Source organism: Streptomyces sp. NPDC037421, assembly GCF_055602105.1.
In genome coordinates, this window is record NZ_JBVJWV010000005.1 from 74,582 (window position 1) to 98,832 (window position 24,251).

General features: G+C 73.2%; 20 protein-coding genes and 1 riboswitch. Of the genes, 6 read left to right on the plus strand and 14 right to left on the minus strand.

All coding sequences use genetic code 11. The features are described from left to right. Positions 1 to 77 precede the first annotated feature (77 nt). Together ACZ7IF_RS09670 and ACZ7IF_RS09675 are read right to left on the minus strand one after the other, a co-directional pair. A complete protein-coding gene (locus ACZ7IF_RS09670) occupies positions 78 to 1,466 on the minus strand; it encodes a class I SAM-dependent methyltransferase (RefSeq protein ID WP_470965711.1) in 1,389 nt (462 codons plus the stop codon). Positions 1,467 to 1,732: 266 nt separating this feature from the next. Beyond that, positions 1,733 to 3,118: an NAD(P)/FAD-dependent oxidoreductase gene (locus ACZ7IF_RS09675; RefSeq protein WP_470965715.1), complete on the minus strand. Its 1,386-nt coding sequence runs from the start codon at positions 3,116 to 3,118 to the stop codon at positions 1,733 to 1,735. A 561-nt stretch (positions 3,119 to 3,679) separates the two neighbouring features. On the opposite strand from ACZ7IF_RS09675, the gene ACZ7IF_RS09680 reads away from it, so the two are divergent. Next, positions 3,680 to 3,967, plus strand: a complete 288-nt coding sequence (locus ACZ7IF_RS09680; protein WP_470965718.1) for a hypothetical protein — start codon at positions 3,680 to 3,682, stop codon at positions 3,965 to 3,967. A 259-nt stretch (positions 3,968 to 4,226) separates the two neighbouring features. Here ACZ7IF_RS09680 and ACZ7IF_RS09685 read toward each other — a convergent pair whose 3' ends face one another. From ACZ7IF_RS09685 to ACZ7IF_RS09715, 7 genes are all read right to left on the minus strand, one after another. Next, the gene (locus ACZ7IF_RS09685) at positions 4,227 to 5,198 is read right to left on the minus strand and encodes a Ppx/GppA phosphatase family protein (RefSeq protein WP_470965721.1); all 972 of its coding nucleotides are present in this window, start codon (positions 5,196 to 5,198) and stop codon (positions 4,227 to 4,229) included. Further along, entirely contained in the window at positions 5,195 to 5,749 is a 555-nt protein-coding gene (locus ACZ7IF_RS09690) for a DUF501 domain-containing protein (RefSeq protein WP_401243954.1), read from the minus strand. The genes ACZ7IF_RS09685 and ACZ7IF_RS09690 overlap by 4 nt, the downstream gene beginning before the upstream one ends. A gap of 43 nt (positions 5,750 to 5,792) precedes the next feature. Further along, positions 5,793 to 6,281, minus strand: coding sequence for an FtsB family cell division protein (locus ACZ7IF_RS09695; protein ID WP_470965724.1), 489 nt, complete (start codon positions 6,279 to 6,281; stop codon positions 5,793 to 5,795). A 124-nt stretch (positions 6,282 to 6,405) separates the two neighbouring features. Then, on the minus strand, positions 6,406 to 7,692 hold the full coding sequence (gene eno, locus ACZ7IF_RS09700; protein ID WP_042801000.1) for a phosphopyruvate hydratase: 1,287 nt from the start codon (positions 7,690 to 7,692) through the stop codon (positions 6,406 to 6,408). Positions 7,693 to 8,008: 316 nt separating this feature from the next. Continuing rightward, positions 8,009 to 8,758, minus strand: coding sequence for a transglycosylase family protein (locus tag ACZ7IF_RS09705; protein ID WP_470965727.1), 750 nt, complete (start codon positions 8,756 to 8,758; stop codon positions 8,009 to 8,011). Positions 8,759 to 8,760: 2 nt separating this feature from the next. Next, positions 8,761 to 8,933: riboswitch (cyclic di-AMP (ydaO/yuaA leader) on the minus strand. A 275-nt stretch (positions 8,934 to 9,208) separates the two neighbouring features. Continuing rightward, positions 9,209 to 10,240 (minus strand): transglycosylase family protein, encoded by a 1,032-nt coding sequence (locus ACZ7IF_RS09710; protein ID WP_470965731.1) that lies wholly within the window; start codon positions 10,238 to 10,240, stop codon positions 9,209 to 9,211. A 115-nt stretch (positions 10,241 to 10,355) separates the two neighbouring features. Beyond that, complete coding sequence (locus ACZ7IF_RS09715) at positions 10,356 to 11,648, minus strand: cytochrome P450 family protein (protein ID WP_470965734.1); 1,293 nt, start codon at positions 11,646 to 11,648, stop codon at positions 10,356 to 10,358. 149 nt (positions 11,649 to 11,797) lie between these two features. Here ACZ7IF_RS09715 and ACZ7IF_RS09720 point away from each other — a divergent pair, with 149 nt between their 5' ends. Beyond that, entirely contained in the window at positions 11,798 to 12,970 is a 1,173-nt protein-coding gene (locus tag ACZ7IF_RS09720) for a globin domain-containing protein (protein ID WP_470965738.1), read from the plus strand. 15 nt (positions 12,971 to 12,985) lie between these two features. Here ACZ7IF_RS09720 and ACZ7IF_RS09725 read toward each other — a convergent pair whose 3' ends face one another. Next, positions 12,986 to 13,990, minus strand: coding sequence for a nucleoside triphosphate pyrophosphohydrolase (locus ACZ7IF_RS09725; RefSeq protein ID WP_470965741.1), 1,005 nt, complete (start codon positions 13,988 to 13,990; stop codon positions 12,986 to 12,988). Positions 13,991 to 14,018: 28 nt separating this feature from the next. Then, positions 14,019 to 14,645: a SurA N-terminal domain-containing protein gene (locus ACZ7IF_RS09730; RefSeq protein WP_470965744.1), complete on the minus strand. Its 627-nt coding sequence runs from the start codon at positions 14,643 to 14,645 to the stop codon at positions 14,019 to 14,021. Between the two features lie 177 nt (positions 14,646 to 14,822). Here ACZ7IF_RS09730 and ACZ7IF_RS09735 point away from each other — a divergent pair, with 177 nt between their 5' ends. Continuing rightward, complete coding sequence (locus ACZ7IF_RS09735; protein WP_470965747.1) at positions 14,823 to 17,228, plus strand: YfhO family protein; 2,406 nt, start codon at positions 14,823 to 14,825, stop codon at positions 17,226 to 17,228. Between the two features lie 19 nt (positions 17,229 to 17,247). Here ACZ7IF_RS09735 and ACZ7IF_RS09740 read toward each other — a convergent pair whose 3' ends face one another. The 3 genes from ACZ7IF_RS09740 to ACZ7IF_RS09750 form a co-directional block, all read right to left on the minus strand. Beyond that, complete coding sequence (locus tag ACZ7IF_RS09740; protein ID WP_470965750.1) at positions 17,248 to 18,762, minus strand: protein kinase domain-containing protein; 1,515 nt, start codon at positions 18,760 to 18,762, stop codon at positions 17,248 to 17,250. Continuing rightward, positions 18,759 to 19,478, minus strand: a complete 720-nt coding sequence (locus ACZ7IF_RS09745) for a hypothetical protein (RefSeq protein ID WP_470965753.1) — start codon at positions 19,476 to 19,478, stop codon at positions 18,759 to 18,761. The genes ACZ7IF_RS09740 and ACZ7IF_RS09745 overlap by 4 nt, the downstream gene beginning before the upstream one ends. Positions 19,479 to 19,584: 106 nt before the next feature. Then, positions 19,585 to 21,639, minus strand: coding sequence for an N-6 DNA methylase (locus ACZ7IF_RS09750; protein ID WP_470965756.1), 2,055 nt, complete (start codon positions 21,637 to 21,639; stop codon positions 19,585 to 19,587). Between the two features lie 160 nt (positions 21,640 to 21,799). Here ACZ7IF_RS09750 and ACZ7IF_RS09755 point away from each other — a divergent pair, with 160 nt between their 5' ends. The 3 genes from ACZ7IF_RS09755 (at position 21,800) to ACZ7IF_RS09765 (ending at position 24,248) form a co-directional block, all read left to right on the plus strand. Then, entirely contained in the window at positions 21,800 to 22,549 is a 750-nt protein-coding gene (locus tag ACZ7IF_RS09755) for a hypothetical protein (RefSeq protein WP_470965760.1), read from the plus strand. A 68-nt stretch (positions 22,550 to 22,617) separates the two neighbouring features. Then, positions 22,618 to 23,364: a hypothetical protein gene (locus ACZ7IF_RS09760; RefSeq protein ID WP_470965763.1), complete on the plus strand. Its 747-nt coding sequence runs from the start codon at positions 22,618 to 22,620 to the stop codon at positions 23,362 to 23,364. Between the two features lie 32 nt (positions 23,365 to 23,396). Continuing rightward, entirely contained in the window at positions 23,397 to 24,248 is an 852-nt protein-coding gene (locus ACZ7IF_RS09765) for a hypothetical protein (RefSeq protein ID WP_470965766.1), read from the plus strand. Positions 24,249 to 24,251 lie beyond the last annotated feature (3 nt).

Below are 24,251 nucleotides of genomic sequence, written 5' to 3' on the forward strand. Positions count from 1 at the left end.
GCGCGGCGCACACGGAGGGGCCCCGGGGCAACACGCCCCGGGGCCCCTCCCGTTGCCCGGCCACGAGGGCCGCGGGGCTACGAGGGCCCCGCGCCCCAGACGCGCGCCCGCAGCGGCATCCCCGAGGCTCCGCCGCCCCCGGGGCGCACCGCCAGCACCTGGTTGACCCCCAGGCGTCCGTGCTCGAAGCCGAGCGCGGACGCCGCCATGTACAGCAGCCACACCCGGGCCCGCCCGGGCGAGGTGAGCCGTACGGCCTCGTCCCAGTGCCGCTCCAGGCGTGCCACCCAGGCCCGCAGGGTCAGCGCGTAGTGCTCGCGCAGCGCCTCCACGTCGCGGACCTCGAAGCCGGCCCGCTCCAGCTCGCCGACGGTGGTGCCGATCGGGGAGAGCTCCCCGTCCGGGAAGACGTACGCGTCGATGAACTCGTCGACCTCGTACGCCTGCTCGTCGTGCTCCGGGGGCCGCCCGATCTGGTGGTTGAGCAGCCTGCCGCCGGGGGCCAGCAGGGCGTGCAGTATCCCGGCGTACTCGCGGTAGCGCGCGGAGCCCACGTGCTCGGCCATGCCGATCGAGGAAATCGCGTCGTACGGGCCGTCCTTGACGTCCCGGTAGTCCTGCACCCGGATCTCGACCCGGTCGGTCAGGCCCTCCTCGGCGATCCGCTTGCGGGCGTACGCGGCCTGCTCGCGCGAGAGGGTGATGCCGGTGACGCGCACCCCGTACTCGCGGGCCGCGTGCAGGGCCATGGAGCCCCAGCCGCAGCCGACGTCCAGGAGCCGCTGCCCCGGCTTCAGGCCGAGCTTGCGGCAGACCAGGTCGAGCTTGTCCCGCTGGGCGTCCTCAAGGGTGCCGTCCGGGGTCCAGTAGGCGCAGGAGTAGACCATCGAGGGGCCGAGGACCCGCTCGTAGAAGTCGTTGCCCACGTCGTAGTGGTGGCTGATCGCCTCGCTGTCGCGCCTCTTGGAGTGGCGCGGCCCGCCGCTGCGGACGGCCTCCTCCGGCGGCGGCGCGGGCGCCGTCCACGGGCGCGCCAGGGCCACGAGGTCGCGTACGGCGGCCCGTGCGGCCGGGTCGCGCAGGAGCGCGGCGGTCCCGGCGGTAGCGGAGCCGTGCCCGGGCAGGTGCGGGCGCAGGGCGGCGAGCTTGCCCAGCCCCGAACGGGCCGGGGCGGGCGCGGGCGCGGGCGCCGGGTGCTCCCGCTCCCAGAGCAGGCCGGCCACCCGGTCGAGCAGGTCGAACAGGTCGCCCTCGGCGGTCAGGTCCCCGGCGACCCAGGCGCGGGCGAGCCCCAGCTCGCCCGGCTTCCACAGGATCCGGCGCAGGGCGCGCCGGTGGTTGATCACCAGCACGGGGCCGGTGGCCGGGCCGGCCTCACTGCCGTCCCAGGCCCGTATCCGCACGGGCACGGGGGCGCCCAGCAGGGTTTCGGCAATCGCTGCCAGCCGCGGCGCGGCGTCGGTCATTTCAGGCACCTCCAGAAGTTCAGTGGAACGACTTCCCACTTCGCCTCTGGGGCAATCAGACCGGTTTGCCTGCTGGACCGTCCCTCGACCGGGGCTCCAGCCCGCCGCGCCGGACCTACGGTAAGGGGGCGGGTCCGGCCACGCCCCCGCCCGGATCCGGCCACCCCGCCCGGCGGTCCCCGGGTACGCCGAAGGGGCCGCCCGCACCACGGATGGCGGGCGGCCCCTTCGGGGTCGTGCTCGGTGACCTGCCGGACCGGCCAGGGTCAGGAGGCCTTGGCCTTCTCGGCCGGGGCAGCGGCGGCGGCCGGAGCCGGCGCCGGCTTGGCGGCCTCGTAGAACTCCTCGCGCGGGGTCTCCAGCGCTCCGAGGGAGACGACCTCGCGCTTGAGGAACATGCCGAGGGTCCAGTCGGCGAAGACGCGGATCTTGCGGTTCCAGGTCGGCATGGCCATGCCGTGGTAGCCACGGTGCATGTACCAGGCGAGCCGGCCCTTGAGCTTGATCTTCATCTTGCCCATGACGATCATCGCGACGCCCTTGTGGAGGCCGAGGCCCGCCACCGCACCCTTGTTGGAGTGCGAGTACTCCTTCTGCGGGAAGCCCCGCATGCCGGAGACCACGTTGTCGCCGAGGACCTTGGCCTGGCGCAGCGCGTGCTGGGCGTTCGGCGGGCACCAGGCGTTCTCGACGCCGGCCTTGCGGGCGGCGACGTCCGGGACCTGGGCGTTGTCGCCCGCGGCCCAGATGTAGTCCGTGCCCTGGACCTGGAGGGTCGGGGCGGTGTCCACGTGGCCGCGCGGGCCCAGCGGCAGGCCGTAGCGGGCCAGCGCCGGGTTCGGCTTGACGCCCGCGGTCCACACGATGGTGTTGGAGTCGACCTCGAGGCCGTTCTTCAGCACCACGTGGCCGTCCACGCAGGAGTCCATGGAGGTGTTGAGGTAGATCTCGATGCCGCGGGACTCGAGGTGCTCCTTGCCCCAGGTGCCGAGCTTGGGCCCGACCTCGGGAAGGATCTTGTCGGCCGCGTCGACCAGGATGAAGCGCATGTCCTCGCGCTTGATCGTGGAGTAGTACTTCACGGCGTCGCGGGCCATGTCCTCGACCTCGCCGATCGTCTCGGCGCCGGCGAAGCCGCCGCCGACGAAGACGAAGGTGAGCGCCTTGCGGCGGACGTTCTCGTCCGTCGTGGACTCCGCCTTGTCCAGCTGCTCGAGGACGTGGTTGCGCAGGCCGATGCCCTCCTCGACGCCCTTCATGCCGATGCCCTGTTCGGCCAGGCCGGGGATCGGGAAGGTGCGGGAGACGGCGCCGAGCGCGATCACCAGGTAGTCGAAGGGCAGCTCGTACGCCTCGCCGACCAGCGGCGTGACGACGGCGACCTTGCGGTCCTGGTCGATGGTGGTGACCCGGCCGGTGAGAACCTCAGCCTTGGGCAGCACGCGTCGCAGCGGGACGACAACGTGCCGAGGCGAGATGTTGCCTGCGGCCACTTCGGGGAGGAAGGGCTGGTAGGTCATGTACGACCGCGGGTCGACGACCGTGACGGTCGCCTCGGCGTAGCGCATCTTCTTCATGATGCGCTTGGCCGCGTACAGGCCTACGTACCCACCTCCTACTACGAGGATCCTGGGACGCTCCGTGGTGCTCATGGAATGAGTATCCAGCACCCCAAGGGGTGACGCTCGTGAGCCCCTTCACAAGGTGACACAAGGTCTCTGCTACACTGCGCGGCCCGCGTGACCCAGATCATGACGCGCAACGGGAACCAACGTATAACGGGAGTCGTTGTTCACCCGGTCTGAACTGGCCTCCAAGGCCTCAACCGGACTGGACCACTGGGTTTCGTCCTTACCTCTGATACGAAACCCGTCGCGGCCGCGCATCGCACAAACAGGTGCCGAAACGGCCCTGCGACCCCCAAGAAGGCCCCGAAGGGCCACCTTGTTGACCCGACAGACCCTTTTTCCTTGTGAAGAACTTCACGAACCTCGTTCCCGCAGGGGTGCTTTCGGCCGCTCCGGGGGCCCCCACCGCCCCCGCACTGCCCCCGCACAGGCCCCCCTCCCCCCGCCCACCAGCCGCCCATCGGGCGGAACGCGATGTTCGGCCACACGAGCGCACGACGGCCGCTGCACGGCCGCCCGGGAACCGGTCGAGGCGGGGTTGCCAAAGGGGACCGGAAGCGCCCGGCCCGCTCGTACGCTGGATCCATGATCGAAAAGGACACCCTGGAAGCGCGGCTCACGGAGCTGCGCACCCTCATGGCCGACCACATCAGCGCCGCCCTCGCGCACCTCGACGGCATCCAGGACCCGCTGGAGCGCGAGCGCGCGGCACGCCTGCTGTCGGACGACCTGCTCCCCCACGCCGTGCGCTCCGCGAGGCAGGCACGCACCGCCGCGGTGCTGGAACTGCGCCACGGGCGGACGCTCAGGGAGGTGGGGGAACTGCTGGGCCTGTCCATACCGAGGGTGGACCAGCTGGCCAAGGGCAAGTAGCCGTCAGCCGGGCGGGGCACGGTGAACCCGCACTGGTTCGGCGCCGCACCGGCCTGTTCGGTGAGCGGGGTGACGGAGCGGCGCGAAGTACGCGTTCCGGTTCGCCACCGCGGCGCAACGGCGGCTCCGGGCGATCGGCAGGCCGGCCGCGATGCCCATGTCGGCGACCGGCGCGACGTCTGCCGCACCATCCGGGTCCTGCGGCACGACGGTGCTCCGGTCAGCCGACCGGAGCAGCGTCGTTCAGCGATTCGGCAGGTCAGACCCGCCTCTTGGCGGACTCGACCTCTTCCGCGGCCTTGATCGCGATGCCGTCCAGGATGTCGTGCTCGGAGACCACGACCTCGGCGGCGCCGATGCGCTCCATGATCGCGAGCAGGACCAGGGCGCCCGCGCCGATCACGTCGACCCGCCCCGGGTGCATCACGGGGATGGCGGCCCGTTCGGCGTGGGTGGCGGTCAGCATGCGCTCGCTGATCTCGCGGACCTGCTCGTAGGAGATCCGGGAGTGGTGGATCGCCGACGAGTCGTACCCCTCCAGGCCGAGCGCGATCGCGGCGACCGTGGTCACCGAACCCGCGAGGCCCACCAGGGTGCGGGCCTCGGCCAGCGGGACCGTCCCGGCGGCCAGGTCCAGGGCCGCCTCGATGTCGGCCCGCATGGCGGCGACCTGCGCCCCGGTCGGCGGGTCGGAGACCTCGCCGTCCACCACCAGGTGGCGCTCGGTCATCCGTACGCAGCCCACGTCGACCGAGCGGGCGGCGCGCACGTGGTCCTCGCCGACGACGAACTCGGTCGAACCGCCGCCGATGTCCACGACCAGGAACGGCCGCTCCAGGTGCTCGTGCGCGACGAGCTCCTTGGTGGCGCCGGTGAAGGAGAACTCCGCCTCCTGCTCGCCGGAGATCACCTCGGGCTCGACGCCGAGGATGTCCAGCACGCCCCGGACGAACTCGTCCCGGTTCTCCGCGTCGCGCGAGGCCGAGGTGGCCACGAACCGCACCCGCTCGGCGCCGAACTCCTTGATCACCCCGGCGTACTCGCGGCAGGCCGCGAAGGTGCGCTCCAGCGCCTCCGGGGCCAGCCGGCCGGTCTTGTCCACGCCCTGGCCGAGCCGGACGATGATCATCCGCCGGTCGAGCTCGACCAGCTCGCCGGTGGCCGGGTCGCAGTCGGCGACCAGGAGGCGGATGGAGTTCGTACCGCAGTCGATGCCCGCGACCCGGGTCATGCGGACTCCTCCCCGGTCTCCTCTTCCTTCTTCTCCCCGCACGGGGTGACGCAGGCGCCCTTGGCCCACCACTCCGGCAGCATGGCCAGCGCCTCGTCGCCGAACGGGTTCACCCCGGGGCCGGCGGCCAGCGAGTGGCCCACCAGCACGTGCAGGCACTTGACCCGGTCCGGCATGCCGCCGGCGCTCGGGAAGCCCTGGAGCACCTCGATGGCGTCGCGGCGCTGGATGTAGTCCTCGTGCGCCTTCTGGTACGCGGCGGCGAGCTCCGGGTCCTCGGCGAGCCGGGCCTGCATCTCCTTCATCACGCCGTTGGCCTCCAGGGTGCCGATCGCGGAGGCCGCGCGCGGGCACGTCAGGTAGTACAGCGTGGGGAAGGGGGTGCCGTCGGGCAGCCGGGGTGCGGTCTCGACGACGTCCGGCTGGCCGCAGGGGCAGCGGTGCGCGATGGCGCGCAGCCCGCGGGGCGGGCGGCCGAGCTGCTGCTCGAACGCCTCGATGTCCGCGTCGGTCGGCTCGGTCCGGTCGGTCTGGGGCGGGGGCGTCTGCATGCCTGGAGGAAGTCTCTTCGTTCGGTCGTACGTGATGGGTGGGTCATTCGCCGGGGCGGTCGGCCTTGTCGACGCCGTCCCAGACGTTGGAGTACCAGGGGCGGTCGGAACCGTCCTGGCCGCCGCGGCGGTGCTCCGGGGCCGCGGCCCCGGGGTCGGTCATGATGTAGCCGATCTCCCCCGGGCGCAGGAAGTGCAGGTGCTTGCGCGCCTGCTGCTCCGCGTAGGCGGGGTCCTGCCAGCGGGCCTTCTCGTCGCGGAGCTGTTCGAGGCGCTTGCGCGCGGTGTCGGCGGCCCGCCGCTGGTCCGTGATCTCCGAGCGCTGGGACACGTACTGGCGCATCGGATACGCGAGGGCGACGACCAGCGTACAGAGGACGAGGACCAGCAGTGCCGCGCGGCCGGTGAGCCGGCTGCGGCGGATGTGCCGGCGGGACTGCGAGCGGTAGACGCGGGCCGCGGTCCGTTCGCCGAGCTGTTTGAGCCGGGTCGCCGTCGAGAAGGTGGAGAACCGATCCCGGTTCCCGGCCATGGCCCCGCCTCCCCTGTGCGCGCACTACGCAATACGTCCCCGCACACGGTACGGGACCGAGTGCGGGGACGTACGGAGGCTAAGCCCCAGGGGTGTCCCCCGGGGGCGTCGCCCTGACGCGGTGTCAGCCCTTGAAGCGCGGGAAGGCGCTGCGGCCGGCGTACACGGCGGCGTCGTCGAGGATCTCCTCGATGCGCAGCAGCTGGTTGTACTTGGCGACGCGGTCCGAGCGGGCCGGGGCGCCGGTCTTGATCTGACCGCAGTTCACGGCGACGGCGAGGTCGGCGATGGTGACGTCCTCGGTCTCGCCGGAGCGGTGCGACATCATGCACTTGAAGCCGTTGCGCTGGGCCATCTCGACGGCGTCGAGGGTCTCGGTCAGGGAACCGATCTGGTTCACCTTCACGAGCAGGGCGTTCGCGGAGCCCTCCTCGATGCCGCGGGCGAGGCGCTCGGGGTTGGTGACGAAGAGGTCGTCGCCGACGATCTGGACCTTGGAGCCCAGGCGGTCGGTGATGGTCTTCCAGCCGGCCCAGTCGTCCTCGAAGAGCGGGTCCTCGATGGAGACGAGCGGGTACGCCTCGACGAGCTCGGCGTAGTAGTCGGTCATCTCGGCGGCCGAGCGGGACTGTCCCTCGAACTCGTACTTGCCGTCCTTGTAGAACTCGGACGCGGCGACGTCGAGCGCGAGCGCGATGTCCTTGCCGGGGGTGTAGCCGGCCTGCTTGATGGCCTCGATGATGAGGTCGAGCGCGGCGCGGTTGGACTCCAGGTTCGGGGCGAAGCCGCCCTCGTCGCCCAGGCCGGTGGAGAGGCCCTTGTTGTGCAGGACCTTCTTGAGGGTGTGGTAGACCTCGGCACCCCAGCGCAGCGCCTCGGAGAAGGACTCCGCGCCGATCGGGGCGATCATGAACTCCTGGATGTCGACGTTGGAGTCGGCGTGCGACCCACCGTTGAGGATGTTCATCATCGGAACGGGCAGCAGGTGCGCGTTCGGGCCGCCGAGGTAGCGGAACAGCGGCAGGTCCGAGGCCTCGGACGCGGCGTGCGCGACGGCGAGGGAGACGCCGAGGATGGCGTTGGCGCCGAGCGAGCCCTTGTTGTCGGTGGCGTCGAGGTCGAACATGGCCTGGTCGATCAGGCGCTGCTCGGTGGCGTCGTAGCCGACGAGCTCCGGCCCGATCTGCTCGATGACGGCGAGGACGGCCTTCTCCACGCCCTTGCCCATGTAACGGTTGGGGTCACCGTCACGGAGCTCGATGGCCTCGAAGGCACCGGTGGAGGCGCCGGACGGAACGGCAGCACGGCCGGTGCTGCCGTCGTCGAGGCCCACCTCGACCTCGACCGTGGGGTTGCCTCGGGAGTCCAGGATTTCCCGGGCTACGACGACGTCGATGGACGGCACGAGCATCTCCTTCTGGGATGTGACGCTGGGTGTGCGGTGGCGTGTGGGCCGTGGGACGGCCCTGCCGACTAGAGCCTAACCGGCTCCGGGCAGTGGGCTGCCCGACCGCCCGGGTCCTGGGACGAAAAAGGGGCCGAATACCCGTCTTCCGGGACATAGGGCCCTTGATTTCCGGAGTTCCTCGGGAGACAGGGCGCCGGAAGCCGGTGGTCCGGTTCCGGATTGCGGGTACCGGCGGACGACACGCCGCCGCCCGGCGCGTGGGTGGATACGCGCCGGGCGGTGGGGATGCTGCGGGGTGCCGCGAGTGTTACGCGGAGGTTCAGCCGAGCTTCAGCTTCTGACCCGGGAAGATCAGGTCGGCGTCGGAGACGGTGTCCTTGTTGAGCTCGAAGAGCTTCTCCCAGCCGCCCTTGACCTTGTTGGCCTCGGCGATGGTGCCCAGGGTGTCGCCTTCCTTGACCGTGTAGGAGCCGTTGCCCGTCTGCGGGGCCTCGGTCTTCGGGGTCGAGGGCTTGGCCGGGGTCCAGTTGCCGGCGCCGGAGCCGGAGCCCTTGGTCTCGGTCTCGGTCTTCGGCGTGGACGGCTTGGCCGGAGCGGGCTTCGCCGGGGCCGGCTTGGCCGGAGCGGGCTTGGCCGGGGCCGGCTTGGTCTCGGGCTTCGGCTTGGCCGGGGTGGTCGAGCCGCCGCCGTTGTACGAGGAGTTGGACAGGCCGACGCCGCAGTGCGGCCAGGCGCCCTTGCCCTGGCCCTTGAGGACCTTCTCGGCGATGGCTATCTGCTGGCCCTTGGTGGCCTGGTTGGCCTGCGCGGCGTACGCCTTGCCGCCGTACGCGGCCCACGTGGAGGACGAGAACTGCAGGCCGCCGTAGTAGCCGTTGCCGGTGTTGATGGACCAGTTGCCGCCGGACTCGCAGGCGGCGACCTTGTCCCACTCGGCCGCGGTGGCGGCGCTGGCGGTGCCGGCCGCCATCAGCGGGGCGGCGACGGCCACACCGGCGACACCGGCGAGCGTGACGATGCGGACGGCCTTGGAGCCGCGGCGGTGCTTGCCCTTGCCGGAAAGCAGCATGGATTTCTCCTCACCGACGCCTTCGAGGTGAGCTGTCGGGTTCGGGCGGATGAGTTGCCCGGTCACGCGGCGCGGCGCGTGTCTTCACCCCTAGCCGGTACACGGACCGTCTCTCAACGGCCTTTCCCGGCGCCTACCTTGGTTCCCCCGCTCCTGCCTTCGGCGCTTGCGCGACGACTGTCCCCTCCGTCCGCCGGCAGGATTCGGCGATGCGGTCGGAAGGAGCCCGCGGTGGCGAGCGATTCAGAAGGTAGACAGGTCTCTCCCCGATGTTCAACGTGTGATTTTGGGGAGAAACCGGCCTACTTGCCTTCCTCATGAGCACGTTTGTGCAGGTGAGAGGGGGGTTTGCGGAAGTTCCGGAACGAGACACGCCAGTTGTCCGGAAGAGATGCATGTCTCATTTGGCGATAACGGACATTCAACTCTTAATGGGTGTCCGAACTGCCGCTATTTCTTGGTTAGATCCAGGTTCTGCCCGGGCTTGATGAGATCCGCGTCCCCGCCGATGACCTGCTCGTTGGCCTTGTAGAGCTCGCCCCAGCCCCCCTTGAGGCCCTTGGCGTTCGCGATGTCCGAAAGGCTGTCACCCGGCTTCACGGTGTACGTGGGCTCCGCGGCGGCGGCTGACGCCGTGCCGGGTGCCGCCGGCACCTCCAGGGCGGCCGGGCCGCGGTGCTTGCCCGAGCCGTCGCCCGCCTCGGCGGACGGGGTGCCCGTCGGGGCGCCCGGGACGGCCGGGGCGGTGGGCGTGGCGCCCGGGGTGGGGGTGGCGCCCGGGGTGGCCGGGGCCGTCGGGGTGCCCGGGGCGGTCGGGGTGACCGGCGCCGTGGGGCTGCCCGGGGTGGGCGTGGGCGTGCCGGGCGTCGTGGGCTGGACCGTGAAGTCCGGCTCGGGCATGACGGGCAGTCCGCTGGAGGGGCCCAGCGGGTAGTCCGGCAGCCCGCTCGGGCTGGACGGGGTGTTCGGCGCCGGGGTCGGGGCCCCGAAGTCCGTGGAGGGCTTGCCCTTGCCCGTCTTCGGCACCGAGCTGTCGGGCCGGGTCGGAGTGGGCGCGACGGGCCCGGGGTTCAGCTTGTCGCCCGGGTCCACCTCGGGCGCGGGGCCCTGCTGGGTCAGCCCGGCCGAGGCGGAGCACAGCGGCCACGCCTGGGGGCCCTGGGAGGCCAGCACCCGCTCGGCGACCGCGATCTGCTGGGAGCGGCTGGCGAGGTCGGGGCGCTCCGCGTACGCGAGTCCGCCGGCGTTGCGCCACTGCTCCAGGGTGAACTGCAGGCCGCCGTAGGCGCCGCTGCCGGAGTTCGCGCTCCATGTGCCGCCGCTCTCGCAGTCGGCGACCTTGTCCCACGTGGCGGTGTCGGCCGCGTTCGCACCTGTGGCGGCGAGCAGCGGCATGGCCAGCGCGGAGCCGGTGACTCCTGCGGTGACGACGATCGCGGGTACCTGGCGGGGGCGTCTGTGGCGGCCGTTCCCGGGAAGCATGAGACTGCACCTTTCGCATAACGGCGGGGTAACGGCAGAACCTAGCCGCCTTCGAACGGATGTCACAAGTTCGGGAGTGGACTGACTTCCGGTCAGTTCCGCTTCGCTCGCGCCCTCATTCGTTCGGGACTGTGAAGCGGACCGGGAGGGTGCGCAGGCCCCGCATGATGAGCCCGCCGCGCCAGCGCAGGTCCGTAGGGGGAATCGCAAGTTCCAGATCCGGCAGACGCTTCAGCAAAGTTCCGAGCGCCGTCTGGCCTTCGAGACGGGCCAGCGGAGCGCCGAGGCAGTAGTGGATCCCGTGGCCGTATCCGAGGTGCTGATTGTCACTCCGGGAGAGGTCCAGGGTGTCCGGTTCGGCGAACCGCTCCGGGTCGCGGTCGGCCGCCGCGAGGACCACCAGCACGGGGTCTCCGGCCGCGATGTCCTGCCCGCCGAGGGTCAGCGGGCGGGTGGCGAACCGCCAGGTGGCGAGCTCCACGGGGCCGTCGTAGCGCAGGAGTTCCTCGACGCCGGTCTCCAGCAGCGCGCTCTCCCCGGCCGCGAGGGAGGCCTGGAGGCGCTCGCGCTGGTCCGGGTTCGTGAAGAGGGAGTGGATGCCGTTGCCGATGAGGTTCACGGTCGTCTCGAAGCCGGCGAAGAGCAGGATGAAGGCCATCGCCGTGGCCTCGGCCTCCGTCAGATGGTCTCCGTGGTCACTTGCCCGGATCAGATCTGAAATGAGGTCATTGCCCAGATCATCCCGCTTGCGGTGGATGAGTTCCCCGAGATAGGTGCGCATCCGCTTCACCGAGCGGGCGACCCCGCCGCGCGGCCCGCCGCCGTGGCGGATCATCATCCCGGCCCAGTCGCGGAAGTCGTCCTGGTCCTCGCGCGGTACGCCGAGCATCTCGCAGATGGCGTAGATGGGGAGCGGGAACGCGAACTCGTGGATGAGGTCCGCCTCCCCCTTCCCGGCACCGTGCTGCTTCTCGACGATCCGGTCGATGAGGTGGTCGGTCAGCTCCTGCACGCGCGGGGTGAACTCGGCCACGCGCCGCGGGGTGAACGCCTTCGACACCAGCCGCCGCAGCCGGGTGTGGTCCGGCGGGTCGATGTTCAGCAGGTGCGTCATCAGCTCCGCCTTGCGCTCCCCCGGGATCCCGGTCTTGCCCTTGGCGTGCGCCGGCTCCGCGTGGTGCGCCGGGTTCTTGCTCAGCCGCTGGTCAGCGAGGGCCTGGCGGGCGTCCGCGTACCGGGTCACCAGCCAGGCCTCGACCCCGCTGGGGAGCCGGGTGCGGTGCACCGGGGAGTTCTCGCGCAGCCAGGCGTAGGCCGGATAGGGGTCGGTCGCGAACTCCCAGTCGAAGAGCGTCGGCCCCTCGGGACGGGACGGATCGGGCTGGGCGGCGGAGGTCTGATCGTGCACCCGTCGACCGTATCCCGGCTCGCCACCGGCCATCCCTTATGGCCGCTTCGTCGCGGCTGTCCGCAGATCGGACATCACTTGACGTCAGCTTCTACGACATTCCTACTTTCGGTTCTGTGGACGTGAGGATCTTGAAAAGCAGTTTCGCGGTGGTGGAGAGAAGGGCCGAGCACTCGGTCAAGTACTTCTACTCCCACCTCTTCTGGCACAACCCCGGGCTCCGCGAACTCTTCCCGGCCTCCGCCGAGGACATGGAACGCCAGCGCGACCGGCTCTTCGCCGCGCTCACCCATGTCGTCACCCACCTGGAGAGCGGGACCCTCCTCCCCTATCTACGCGACCTCGGACGCGACCACCGCAAGTTCCTCGTCGGCCCCGAGCACTACGCGGCCGTCGGCGCCAGCCTGATCGCCGCCCTCGCCGAGACCTCCGGCGACGCCTGGACCCCGGCCGTCGAGAAGGCCTGGTACGAGGCCTACCAGGTCATCGCCGACGCCATGACGGCCGGCGCCGCCGACAGCGACGAACCTCCCTGGTGGGAGGCCGAGGTGGTGCGCCACCTCCAGTACGGCGAGGACATCGGCGTACTGACCCTCGCACCGCGCACCCCGCTGCCCTACCGGCCCGGCCAGTACGTCAGCGTGAGCAGCGACCGCGTCCCCACCACCTGGCGCACCTACTCCCTCGGCAACGCCCCCCGCCCCGACGGCACCGTCGACCTGCACGTCAGCCGGATCGACGGCGGCCGGCTCAGCACCGCCCTGGTCCGCGACGTCCTGCCCGGCGAAGTCCTGCGCCTCGGCGCCCCCGGCGGACAGCTCACCCTGCGCCGCGAGGACCGCCCCCTGACCCTCATCGCCGCCGGCACCGGCTGGGCGCCCGTCCGGGCCCTGCTGGAGGAACTCCTCCAGCACCCTCCCGACCACGACGTACGGCTCTTCGTGGTCGCGCGGGACGCCGCGCACCTCTACGACCGGCCCCTGATCGACCGGCACGCCGCCGCCTGCCGCTGGCTCGGCGTCACCTACATCACCCCCGCCCCCGGGCAGCACCGCAACCAGGCCACCGACCGGCTGGCGACCGCCCTCAGCAACCGCGCCCTGTGGCGGGAACAGGACGTCTACCTCAGCGGGCCGGCCCTGTTCATCGAGGAGACCTCCCACCTCCTCCGGGAACTCGGAGCCCGCCCCGACCGGCTCTTCCACGACACCGTCCCCGTCTCCGGCTCCCAGCGCACCCGGCCGCTGGGCTTCGGCGAGTGGTTCCTGCACCGCCCGTCCCCGCACTGGCACAACCCCTCGGCCCGCGCCCCGCGCGACTAGGCCGTGCCTTCCGGGCTACTCCCCTCCTACGCCCTCGGCCGCCCGGATCGCGTCCCGGTAGACGCGGGCCGCCGCACGCAGCGCCGTCTCGGGGTCGGTCCCCGACGCCTCCGCGCGCGCCGCCAGCTCCAGCAGCTCGTACCCGATGCCCTCGCCCCGGGGCAGCTCCACGGCCACCCCGCCCGTACGGGCCCGCCCGGCGAGCTTGGCCGCCAGCGCCAGGCCCGGCTGGCCCAGCGGGATCCCGTCGGTGACCGAGTCCCGCTGCTTCTCCACCGCCTTGGTGGCCTGCCAGTGGGCGCTGACGTCCTCCGGGGAGTCGGCCGTGGCGTCCCCGAACACATGGGGGTGGCGCCGGATTAGCTTGTCGACCAGGTCGCCCGCGACGTCGTCGATGGAGAAGGCCTCCGCCCCGTCCTCGCCGCCGCCCTCCTCCTCGGCGATCCGCGCGTGGAACACCACCTGGAGCAGCACGTCGCCGAGCTCCTCGCGCAGCGCGTCGCGGTCGCCGTCCTCGATCGCCTCGACCAGCTCGTACGCCTCCTCGATGGCGTACTTCACCAGCCCCTCGTGGGTCTGCCGCGAGGTCCAGGGGCAGTCCCGGCGCACCCGGTCCATGACCTGCACCAGGTCCAGCAGCCGCGCCCCCGGCAGGTCGTACGAACCGGGCAGCAGCTCCAGGTCGGGCATGGCGACCCGGCCCGAGCCGGCCAGCCGGGCCAGCCCGTCCGTCAGCCGCTGGTCGCCCTCGCCGGCCGGCAGCACGACGACCGTGCGGCCCCCGGCGCAGGCCTCGACGAGCGCGTGCGCCTCCGGGACCTCGTGCGCCACCTCGACCCCCGCCTCGCGCAGGTACGGCAGCTGCGGATGGCCCGGGTCGGCGCACAGCACCCGGTCCGCGGCGTGCAGGGTCTGCCAGGCCGGCCAGGACAGCAGCCCGGGGGCGACCCGGTGGCTGGCGGTCAGCAGGACGATCCGGCCGGTGGGCTCGGCGGCGGCGGGGGCGGGGGTGTCGTTCACCCCCCGAACCTACCCCCGCCCGCCGCCCTCAGGCTCCGGCGGGTGCCGCCTGCTCGGGACGGGTCCGCTGGGTGATCCACGGCGTCTCCTGGTCGCCGAGCAGGATCTGCTGCGCGTCCCAGCGGCCGTAGCGCGGGTTGACCTCGATGTGCAGCGCCTTCGCCGCCTCCGCCAGCTTGGCCAGCGCCTTGTCCTGGCTGCCGTAGTGCGCGAAGAGCTTGTCCCGCAGCAGCTTGAAGCGGGTGTCCGCCTCGATCTGCCCCGGCGCCAGCTGCGCCTGCTGGAGCGCCGCGTCCCGCAGCTCCTTCTCCCCGCCCAGCTGCTCCAGCTGCGCCTTGCGGACGTCCTGGACCTCCTTCGGGCTCACGCTCAGCCCGGCGTCCTCCGCGGCCCGCTCCAGGACGGCGCTCTGGATCATCTTGTTCAGCTTCAGCCGCTCCAGCCCGGCGGTCGCGCCGATCAGCTGCGCGCCCTCCTCGGACTTGTTCTGTGCGGCGCGCACGTCGCCGACCTGGGCCTGGAGCGCCGAGGTGGTGATGCGCTCCCCCCCGACGACGGCGGCGGTACCGGGCCGGGTCCCATCCGAACACGCGGTGAGAAGGGGGGCCGCCGCGAGCAGGACGGCGGAGACGGAGAGCGCAGTGCGACGGTGCAAAGGAGCCTCCAGGGCCGGGAGATTGTGCTTCGGTGCACAAGGGCCTTGCGGTGATCGATGGTATGCAGTCAGGGTGGCCCGAGCCACCGGTTCGACCAACGATTCCGGTGGTGTTGGGGTGCGAGTTCACCCCCCGGTCACCGCGGAGTCCTTCGTTCCTGAGATCGTCGGTGCACCATGCCGACATCTCAGCTCGCCCAGCGTCAGATCCCGGACCGGTCCGCGACACAGGCCCCGCGGGGGACCGGGCGGGGGGCGGGGGTGCTCGGGGCGGTGTTCGCCTCGCTCGTCACGGCCGTCGCCGTGTGCGGCGGGGACGCCGTCGCGCGGGTGTTCCCGTACGGGCCGCGCCACCGCAGCGTCAACGACCTCGGCAACCAGTTCGTGCCGTTCCACGCGCACCTGTGGGACCTGCTGCACGGGCGGGCCGAGGGCGGTCTCCTCTTCAACTGGCAGTCCGGGTACGGCACCAGCTTCCTGCCCGACTTCGGCACGTACCTGACGAGCCCGTTCGCCGTGCTGGTGGCGCTGTTCCCGCGCGAGGACATCGACCTCGCGGTGTACGTGGTGACCGTGCTGAAGACGGCCGCCGCCGCGGCCGCGATGGCCTGGCTGCTGCGGACCCAGCGGCGCGGGCCGTGGTGGGCGGCGGGGCTGCTGGGGGCCTCCTACGCGCTGTGCGGGTGGTCGGTGATCGAGGCCGCGTACAACCCGATGTGGCTGGACGGGCTCGTCGCCTTCCCGCTGCTGTGCCTGACCGGCGAGTGGGCGCTGCGCGGCCGGCGGCCGGTGCTCGGGGTGCTGGTCGTCGCGGTGGGGTGGACCGCCAACTTCTACACCGCGTACATGGCCACGCTCGGCGCGGCGCTGGTGCTGGTGGTGCGGGTGGTGCTGACCCGGGAGGGGGCGCGCGAGCGGGCCCTGGTGGTCGGGCGGGCGGCGGTGACGACCCTGCTGGGGATCGGGCTGGCGGCGCCGGTGCTGGTGCCGCTGTTCCTCAGCACGAAGCAGGCGTACCCGGGCTGGTCCAAGGAGTTCGGGCCGGTGCCGTGGTCGGACCTCTTCGCCCGGCTGCTGCCGGCCACGTACTCCTTCAACTCCCCCGCCGTGTTCGTCGGCACCGGGACCCTGCTGCTGGTGGCGGCCCTGCCCTTCCACCGGGCGCTGCCGGTCCGCACCCGCTGCTGGTGGGCGGGGCTGGTGGTGGCGGTGACGCTGTCGCTCCAGTGGGAGCCGACCCATCTGCTGTGGCACCTCTTCGCCACTCCGAACGGCAGCGCGTACCGGCAGACCTTCGTACTGGCCGGCATCGCGGTGATCGCCGCCTGGACGGGGCTCGCCGCGGGCGTGCCCGGGGTGCGGGCGCTCGCGGCGGGCGCCGGTCTGCTGACGGCGGCCGTGCTGTGGGCGGGCGGCAGCGCCCTGGTGACGACGTGGGGGTACGCGCTCTTCGCGGGCGGGCTGGTGCTGGGCGCCGCCGCCTGGCGGGCGCTGGGCCGGCGGCGGCTGCGGCCGGCGGCGGCCGGGCTGCTCGCGGCGGTGCTGGTGGCGCAGGCCGCGGCGACGACGGCGTACGGGCACAAGGGCAAGCTGGCCGGGCTGGACGACTACCCCTCCTGGAACCGGTCGCACACCGCGCGCGCCCGCGCCCTGGCCGGGGCGGAGGGCTGGCCGGCGTACCGGACCGACGCGGGCCGGCCGGCGCTGTCGGGCAACGACCCGCTGCTGCTGGGCGGGGAGGGCGGCTCGTACTACAGCAGCCACACCCCGGACGTGTTCACGCGGACGATGACGGCGCTCGGCGCGGGCTCGACCTCGCGCGGGCGCAGCGTGCAGAGCCTGGACAACCCGGTGACGGACGCGGTGTTCGCGGTGGGCGCCCGGCTGAAGCCCGACGGCACGGTCGCCCGCGCCGGGGTCCTGCCGCTGGTCACGGTCCGCCCGGCGGGGGCGCCCGGGGCGTACGGGGACTCGCCCTTCGCCAACCAGGAGCTGCTGCTGGGCGCGAAGGTGTACGAGGACCCGGTCGCGCCCGGGATCTGCCGGGCGGGGACGGAGGCGTTCCTGTGGGCGCCGGAGTACAACGCCACGGCCCGCCTGGCGGGCGGACGGCCCTTCAAGCTGAACGGCAACCCGCCCAAGAACCGGGCGGCGCTCCAGTCGCTCGGGCTCTCGCGCGGGCACGCCTCGAAGCTCGTCTTCGACCGCCCGGCCCCCGCGCAGTGGGCGCTGTCCTGCCTGGACGGGGCCCGGCTGGGCGCGGCGGTCGCGGAGCTGCGGGCGAAGGCCGCCACCGGTGTCCGGGTCAGCTCCTCGGGGCTGACCGCCACCCTGCCCCCGGGCAGCGCCGGCACGGCGGTGGTCGCGGTGCCGGCCATCGCGGGCTGGAGCTGCGAAGGCCGCCCGGGGCAATCCCGCCTCGGTCTGCTCGCCGTCCCGCTGGACGGCCGCACCACCACGGTGACCTGCGAGTTCAGCCCGCCGGGCCTGCCGGCCGGGGCGGCCGTGGCGGGGGTGTCCGTACTCGTGCTGGCCGGGCTGGCGCTGCGGCGGCGTCAGCGGGGCGCGGGCGCGGCGCTTTAGCGCCTGCCGCGTACGGCGGTCAACGCACCTGGCCCAGCCACTGGAGGGTGCGGCGGATCTCCACCGGGAGGGGGTGCGCCGGGCCGTGGACGCGGTCGGCGTCGTAGAGGAGGCGGACCAGGGTGTCGTGGGCGGCGGGGCGGTCGCCGAGGGAGAGCAGCAGGTGCGCTATCCGGCGCCGGACCTCCAGCGGCAGGCCCGGGTCCGGGTTGGCGTAGTGGTTCTCGAACAGGGGCAGCAGCGAGCGGTACTCCGCCAGGGCCGCAGCCGGTTCGCCCAGCTGCTCCAGGCACTGCGCGGCGTCGTAGCGGAAGCGCAGCGACTGGGGGTCCCCGGCCGGGAACTGGTCGGCGAGGCGGCGCAGCTCGGGCAGGGCGCGGCGGTACTGGCCGTCGTCCATCAGGGTGGCGGCGTACTGCTTGCGCAGGCTGCGGACCACCGGGGAGTGCTCGCCGTGCTCGGCGGCGGCGGCCGGGAGGATGTTGCCGAGGATGTCCACGGCCTGGGTGAGCCGGCCCTGGTCCAGCAGCTTGCGGGCCTCGTCGACCGCGCCGGGGATGTCCGGGCGGGGCGGGGCCGGCGGCGCGGCCGGGCGCGGGGGCACGGCGGCGGCCCGGTCGGGCCAGGGCGCCTGGGGGCGCAGGAAGGGACGGGTGGGATCGAGCGGGCCGGCCGGGAGGCGGCTGCCGGGGACCGGGAGCAGCGGCGCGAGGGCCTCGTAGACCTCCTGGGCGGAGCCGGGGCGGTCCTGGGGGTCCTTGGCGAGGAGGCGCAGCAGGATCGCCTCCAGCTCCGGGGGGATCTCGGGGCGCAGCGGGCGCACCGGGGCCGGGGGTTCGTAGAGGTGGCGGTGGAGGACGCCGAGGGCGGTGGTGCCGGCGAAGGGGACGCCGCCGCTGAGCAGTTCGTACAGCAGCACGCCGAGGGCGTACAGGTCGGTGTAGGGGCCGACCGCTCCGCCCATGGCCTGTTCGGGGGCCATGTAGGCGGGGCTGCCGATGGGGGAGCCGGTGCTGGTGAGGCGGGTGGTGTCGGTGTCCATCACGGAGGCGACGCCGAGGTCGAGGACGAGGACGGTGCCGTCGGGGCGGACCATCACGTTGCGCGGCTTGAGGTCGCGGTGGACGATCGGCACCGCGTGCACGGCGGAGAGCACCGCGCACAGCTGCGCCACCACGGCGACCGCCCAGGGCCAGGGGTAGGGATCGTGCTCGGCGAGGTGGTCGGCGAGGTCGGAGCCCTCGACGTAGCCCATGACGAGGTACAGCTCGTCGCCGTCGCTGCCCGCGTCGTGGACGGTGACCAGGCCGGGGTGGTCGACCTGGGCGGTGACCCGGCATTCGCGCACGAAGCGGCGGCGCAGCTCCTCGGCGACGGTGCCGGGGCCGGCGACCTTGTCCGGGCGCAGCAGCTTGACGGCGACGCGGCGGTCGAGGCGGCGGTCGTAGGCCGTCCACACCTGGCCCATGCCGCCCTGGCCGAGGACGGTGGCGAGCTGGTAGCGCTCGCCGATGAGGCGTTCGGGCTGGGTCACTGCCGGTCGTCCTGGATCGCCGTGGTGTTCGGGTCCTGGTAGGGGCCGCCGGGCTGCGGGGGCCGGGGCGGGTTCTGCTGGCGCAGGAGCTCGCTGAGCTCGTCGAGTTCGGCGCGGACCTGCCCGAGGCGCGGGGGCGGGGTGGGCTGCTGCGGGGGCACGGGCGGCTGGGTGTTCCGCGGCGCGTTCTGCGGCGCGGCCGGCGGGTAGCCGTAGCCGGGCGTGGTCTGGTGCGGAGGCTGCGGCTGGTGGTGCTGCGGCTGGTGGTGCTGCGGCTGGTGGTGCTGGGGCTGGGGCTGGTGGTGCTGGGCGTACGGGGCCTGGGGCGCGGGCGGGTACCAGGGCGCGGGCGCCGGGGCCAGGGCCTTGGCCTCGTGGTGCTTGATGTCGGCGACGAGGTAGTACACGCAGATCGCGAAGCCGGTGAAGATCGAGCCACCGGCACCGAGGTTGCCCTGCCAGCCGTTCGTGTCGGCCGTGGGGTCGAGCTCGATGAAGACGATCCACACGACCGACAGCACCAGGCTCAGCACCAGCAGCGCCCAGTCCCGGGGCTTGCGGGTGAGGATCGCGAGCCGCAGCATCGAGCCCCAGGCGAAGAAACCGCAGCTGAGGACGGGCAGCGCCGTGAAGAGCACGCGCAGCGTCATCGCGGCCCCGGAGAGGGGCCGGTGGCCGTGGGGGCCTTGCTGCGGCGGGATGCCGGGGCCGTGCATCGGTGCTCCTGACGGGCCGTGCGGAAAGGTGACGGCTCGAAGCGTATACAGCGTTTCCGGCCGTTCGTGAGGGGATGGACCCAACCGTTGCAGGGTCGCAGCACGGTCAGTCCGGAGTGACGCTGCCGTCCGACAGTCCGTCGTACAGGCCTTGTACGAGCTGCTCCCCCAGGCGTCCCGCCAGCCTCAGCGCGTCCTCGAACTCGGCGAGCGCCCGGAAGCGCGCCCCGTAGCGCCGCTGTTCGGCCGGGGGCAGCCGGGGCAGCTGGAGCCGGCGCACGTCGAGGCGGGTGGCGGTGGAGGCGTGGCTGCTGGCGCGGCGGGTGTTGGCGGTGCCGCGCAGGAACCCGGCGAGGAACCAGGGGTCGAGGGCGGCCGGGTCGGGGCGCAGCAGCTGGAGGTTGCGGCCGATGACGGCGCCGGCTCCGCTGGCGGGGTCCTCGGTGACGACGCGGGCGGCGGAGAGGGCGCCGACGACGGGGACGACGACGTCGCCGGGTTCGGCGACGAGGGTCTCGCCGGTGTCGGGGCCGGGGGCGGGGGCGGCCACGGTGCCGGAGGGGGCGGTTCCGGCGTAGACGTCGTACTCGGTGAGCACGGGCAGCTCGCTGCTCCCGGTGCCGGTTCCGGCGCGCAGCAGCAGGGCTCCGGCGCGGGCGAGTTCGCCGACGGTGGTCTGCGACAGCGGGGCGTGGGCCCCGCCGGCGGGGGACGCGGGCGGCGGGGTGAGCCGGGCCGCGCGGGTGAGGGTGGCGTCGAGCCGTTCGCGTACGGCGGCCAGCTCGGCGAGGCCGCCGCCGGCGGCGGGCGGGGGCAGGTGGCGGGCGGGGGTGATGTCCACGTCGTCGTCGAGGAGTTCGATGACGGGCACGACGCGGCTGACGCCGGGGGCCTCGGGGCCCGCGCCGGTGCGGTCGTAGGCGGTCCAGGCGGCGAGGACGGCGTCGCGTACGTCGGGCCACGCGGCCCGCGCCTGCGCCGGCCCGTCGGGGTCGAGGCCGGCGGTGTCCACGAGGAGCAGCCCGGCCGGGGCGGCGGCGCCGGGGGCGGGCTTGCGCAGCACCCACAGCTGGAGCGGGATCCCGTACGGGGGCGCGGCGCCGGCCGGGAGGGAGACGACGGCCCGCAGGGCGCCGCGGCGCAGCAGGTCGGCGCGGATGCGGCGGCCGGAGCGGCGGGCCGCGGCGGCGGGCGGCATGAGCAGCACGGCGGTGCCGCCCTCGCGCAGGCGCGCCAGGGCGTGCTGGATCCAGGCGAGTTCGGATTCGGTGCGGGCGGGGAAGCCGTACTCCCAGCGGGGGTCGTAGGCGAGCTCGTCGTGGCCCCAGTTGCGTTCGTTGAACGGCGGGTGGCAGAGCACGGCGTCGACGGCGGCGTCGGGGAACGCGTCGGCGCGCAGGCTGTCGGCGGCGGCCGCGCGGACCTGGGCGGAGCCGTGCAGGGCGAGGCGCAGCGCGGCGAGCGCGGCCAGTTCGGGCGAGGCGTCCTGGGCGTGCAGGACGGCGGCGCCGGTGAGGGCGCGCAGCGGGCTGCCGGTGCCGCAGGCGGGGTCGAGGGCGGTGCGGATCCCGGGTCCGGCGAGACCGGCCATGAGCTCGGCGCAGCCGTCGGGGGTCAGCGTGTACTGGCGGGGGTTGGCCTCCAGGTGGCGGCCGAGGAGGAACTCGAAGGCCTGGCGGGCGCCGAGGCCCGCGGCGAGTTCGGCGGTGGCGCGCAGCAGGGGCACGGCCGCGGGCCCGGTCCGTGGGGTCACCGGGTGGCCGGCTCCCAGCCGGGCGGTGAGCGCCTCCTCCCGTACGGAGGGCAGCCGCTCGGCGAGCCGTTCGTCGGGGAGGGCGGCGAGCTCCAGCCACTGCGCTGGGCGGTCCCGTACGACGAGCAGCGCGGCGCCGGCTTCGACGAGCGCGGCGACGGCCCCGCCGGGGTGGGCGGTGATCTGCTGCCAGACGCGTTCGCGCAGCGGGACCTCGGCGAGCTTGCCCTGGGCCCGCAGCCAGTCCTCCACTTCGGGCAGCGCGAAGGAGGGGCTGGTCTCGGTGCCGCCGACGGGCTTGGGGAAGTCGGGGTGGCGGCGGCGCCAGTTGCTCACGGCGGCCCGGCCGACCCCGGCCAGGCGGGCGATCTCGGCAGCGGTGACCTCGGGGACGTTCTCCTCCAGCATGCCGGGAGCATACCGGTACACAGCCTGAAATCCACTTCACAGCGTGAATTCAATCAATGCTGTGAATCGTGTTGACTCGGTTCACAGCCTCTGTTGTGATGATCCCGTCAACAGCGGAGCACGCCGGCCGCACCGAGAGATCCGAGACAGGAGCACACCCATGTCCCAGTCCTCCACCCCGCGCCACAGCTGGATCGCCCGCCACAAGGTCCTCACGGGCACCGGCGCGCTCCTCGCCCTCGTCGCGGTCGGCGCCTGCACCGGGGGCGGCGGCACGGACGGCTCGAAGGACACCGGCGCGAAGAAGCCGGCCTCCTCCAGCGGCAGCCCCAAGCCGAGCGGCGGCCAGACGGGCGGCGGCAAGCAGAGCCAGAAGCCCTCCGAACCGAAGAAGGACGGCAAGAAGGCGGCGATGCGCGGCAGCGGCACCTTCCAGGTCGGCTCGGACCTCCAGCCCGGCACCTACCGCACCACCGGCAACAAGGGCCTGGGCTGCTACTGGGAGCGCGCCAAGGACGCCTCGGGCGAGGTCGAGTCGATCATCGCCAACGACAACGTCGTCGGCACCAGCTACGTGACCATCGAGGCGGGCGACAAGCTCTTCAAGTCGAACGGCTGCAACGACTGGGAGACCGTCGACCCGAAGGCCGTCTCCGACGCCCCGAAGACCGAGGCCGCGGGCGACGGCGGCATGTTCAAGGTGGGCCTCGACCTCGCCCCCGGCACCTACAAGTCGAGCGGCCCCGCCGAGGGTTCGGCCGGCTGCTACTGGGAGCGCGCCAAGAACGCCGCCCACGACGTCGACTCCATCGCCGCCAACGACAACCCCACCGGCCCGGCCGTCGTGACGATCTCCGCGCAGGACGGCTACTTCAAGACCACGGGCTGCGCGACCTGGAAGAAGTCCTGACTCCAGCGCCTCCGGACACCCTCCGGATACCCTCCGGGCTCCCGAACGATCCCAGGGGGGACCAGCCCATGCGCACCACCATGTCCGCGACCATGCCCGCGACCGCGACCGCACTCGCCTGCGCGGTCCTGCTGACCGCCACCGGCTGCGGCCCCGGGACCGCCGCGGCGCCGAAGGGACCGCCCGCGTCCTCCGCGGCCCCCGACCCGCTCGCGGGCAGGGACCCGGCCGCCGTCCTGCGCGCCGCGTACGAGGAGACGGCGAAGGCCGAGACCAAGAACGCGCTCGTCACGCGCACCGCCGGCGACCGCGAGATCAGCGCGGACCTGACCTTCGAGGGCGACAGCGGCTGCTGGGGCAAGGTCACGGTCGCGCGCGCCGGGACCGGGGAGATCCTGATGGAAGGCGGCAGGCTCTCCTTCAAGGGCGACGAGGGCTTCCTCAAGGACCAGTTCAGGGACGCGCCCCCCAAGTCACCCGACACCGACCAGGGATGGATCGACGCCAGGACCTCGGACCCCTCGGTCGCACACCTGCGCGCCCTGTGCGCGGCGGCCCGGCCCGACCGGGCCTTCCCGGCAGAGCCCGCCGACATCCGCCGCGAGCCGGACGGCCACCAGAACGGCAAGCCGGTGGCGGTGTTCAGGTCGAAGGCCCCCGGCGGCGCCGAGATCACCGACCACGTCCTGCTGGACGCGGTGCCGTACCTGGTCAAGCACCGGCAGCAGGGGCCGGACTCCGGCTCGGTCGAGTACACCGGCGTACGCGGGCCCGCCGGGGCGGTGTCACAGGCACCCCCTACTCTCGGATCCTGAGTCCTACTTGCCGTTCCACGGGGGAAATCCAGATGCGCAGCCGTACGAAGACCACCGCGTCGGCACTCGCCGCCGCGTCCCTGATCGGCGGCGCGCTGGCGGCGTGCGTGCCCGCCGACGGCCGCGCCTCCGACGTCGGCAGCCGCGCCCGCGCGGCCCGGTCCCCCTCCCCGTCCACCCCCGCCCCGCCCTCGGGCCCGGCGGGCGCCGGGGGCGGGGGCGCGCTCGCCGACCTGTCGGGTGCCGAGATCCTCACCCGGGCCGGCGAGGCCACGCGCAAGGCGGAGGCGGTGCACGTAGCGGCCGAGGTCCAGTACGAGGGCAAGCCGATGCGGATCGACCTCTCCCTCGACAAGAAGGGCAACTGCAACGGCGCCGTCCGCCTCGACGGCATGGGCAGGCTGGACATCATCAAGTCCGCCGAACTCGTCCACTTCCGGGGCGACGCCGACTACTGGCGGGGCGCGGCCAGGCAGAAGCGCGCCCCGCAGAAGCAGACGGACCAGATGGTCACCATGCTCGCCGACCGCTGGGTGAAGATCCCCGCCACCGACCCCCGCGCCGCCCCGATGACCGGCAGCTGCGACCTCGGCAAGCTGACGGGAGACCTCGGCAAGGGCAGCCCGCTCGCCCGCAAGGGCGCGACCGGCACCATAGACGGCAAACCGGCCCTGGCGATCACCTCCCCGGCCCGGCAGGGCACCCAGACCGACTGGGTCGCCACCCAGGGCGAGCCGTACGTCCTCAAGTCGACCGTCAGCGGCGACACCGCGGGCGAGGCCCTGTTCTCCGCCTTCGGCGTCCCGGTCGACACCGCCTCCCCGAAGGACTCCGACGTCCTGGACCTCTCGAAGACCGGCGGCCCGGCGGGCGAAGCGGTCTGACCC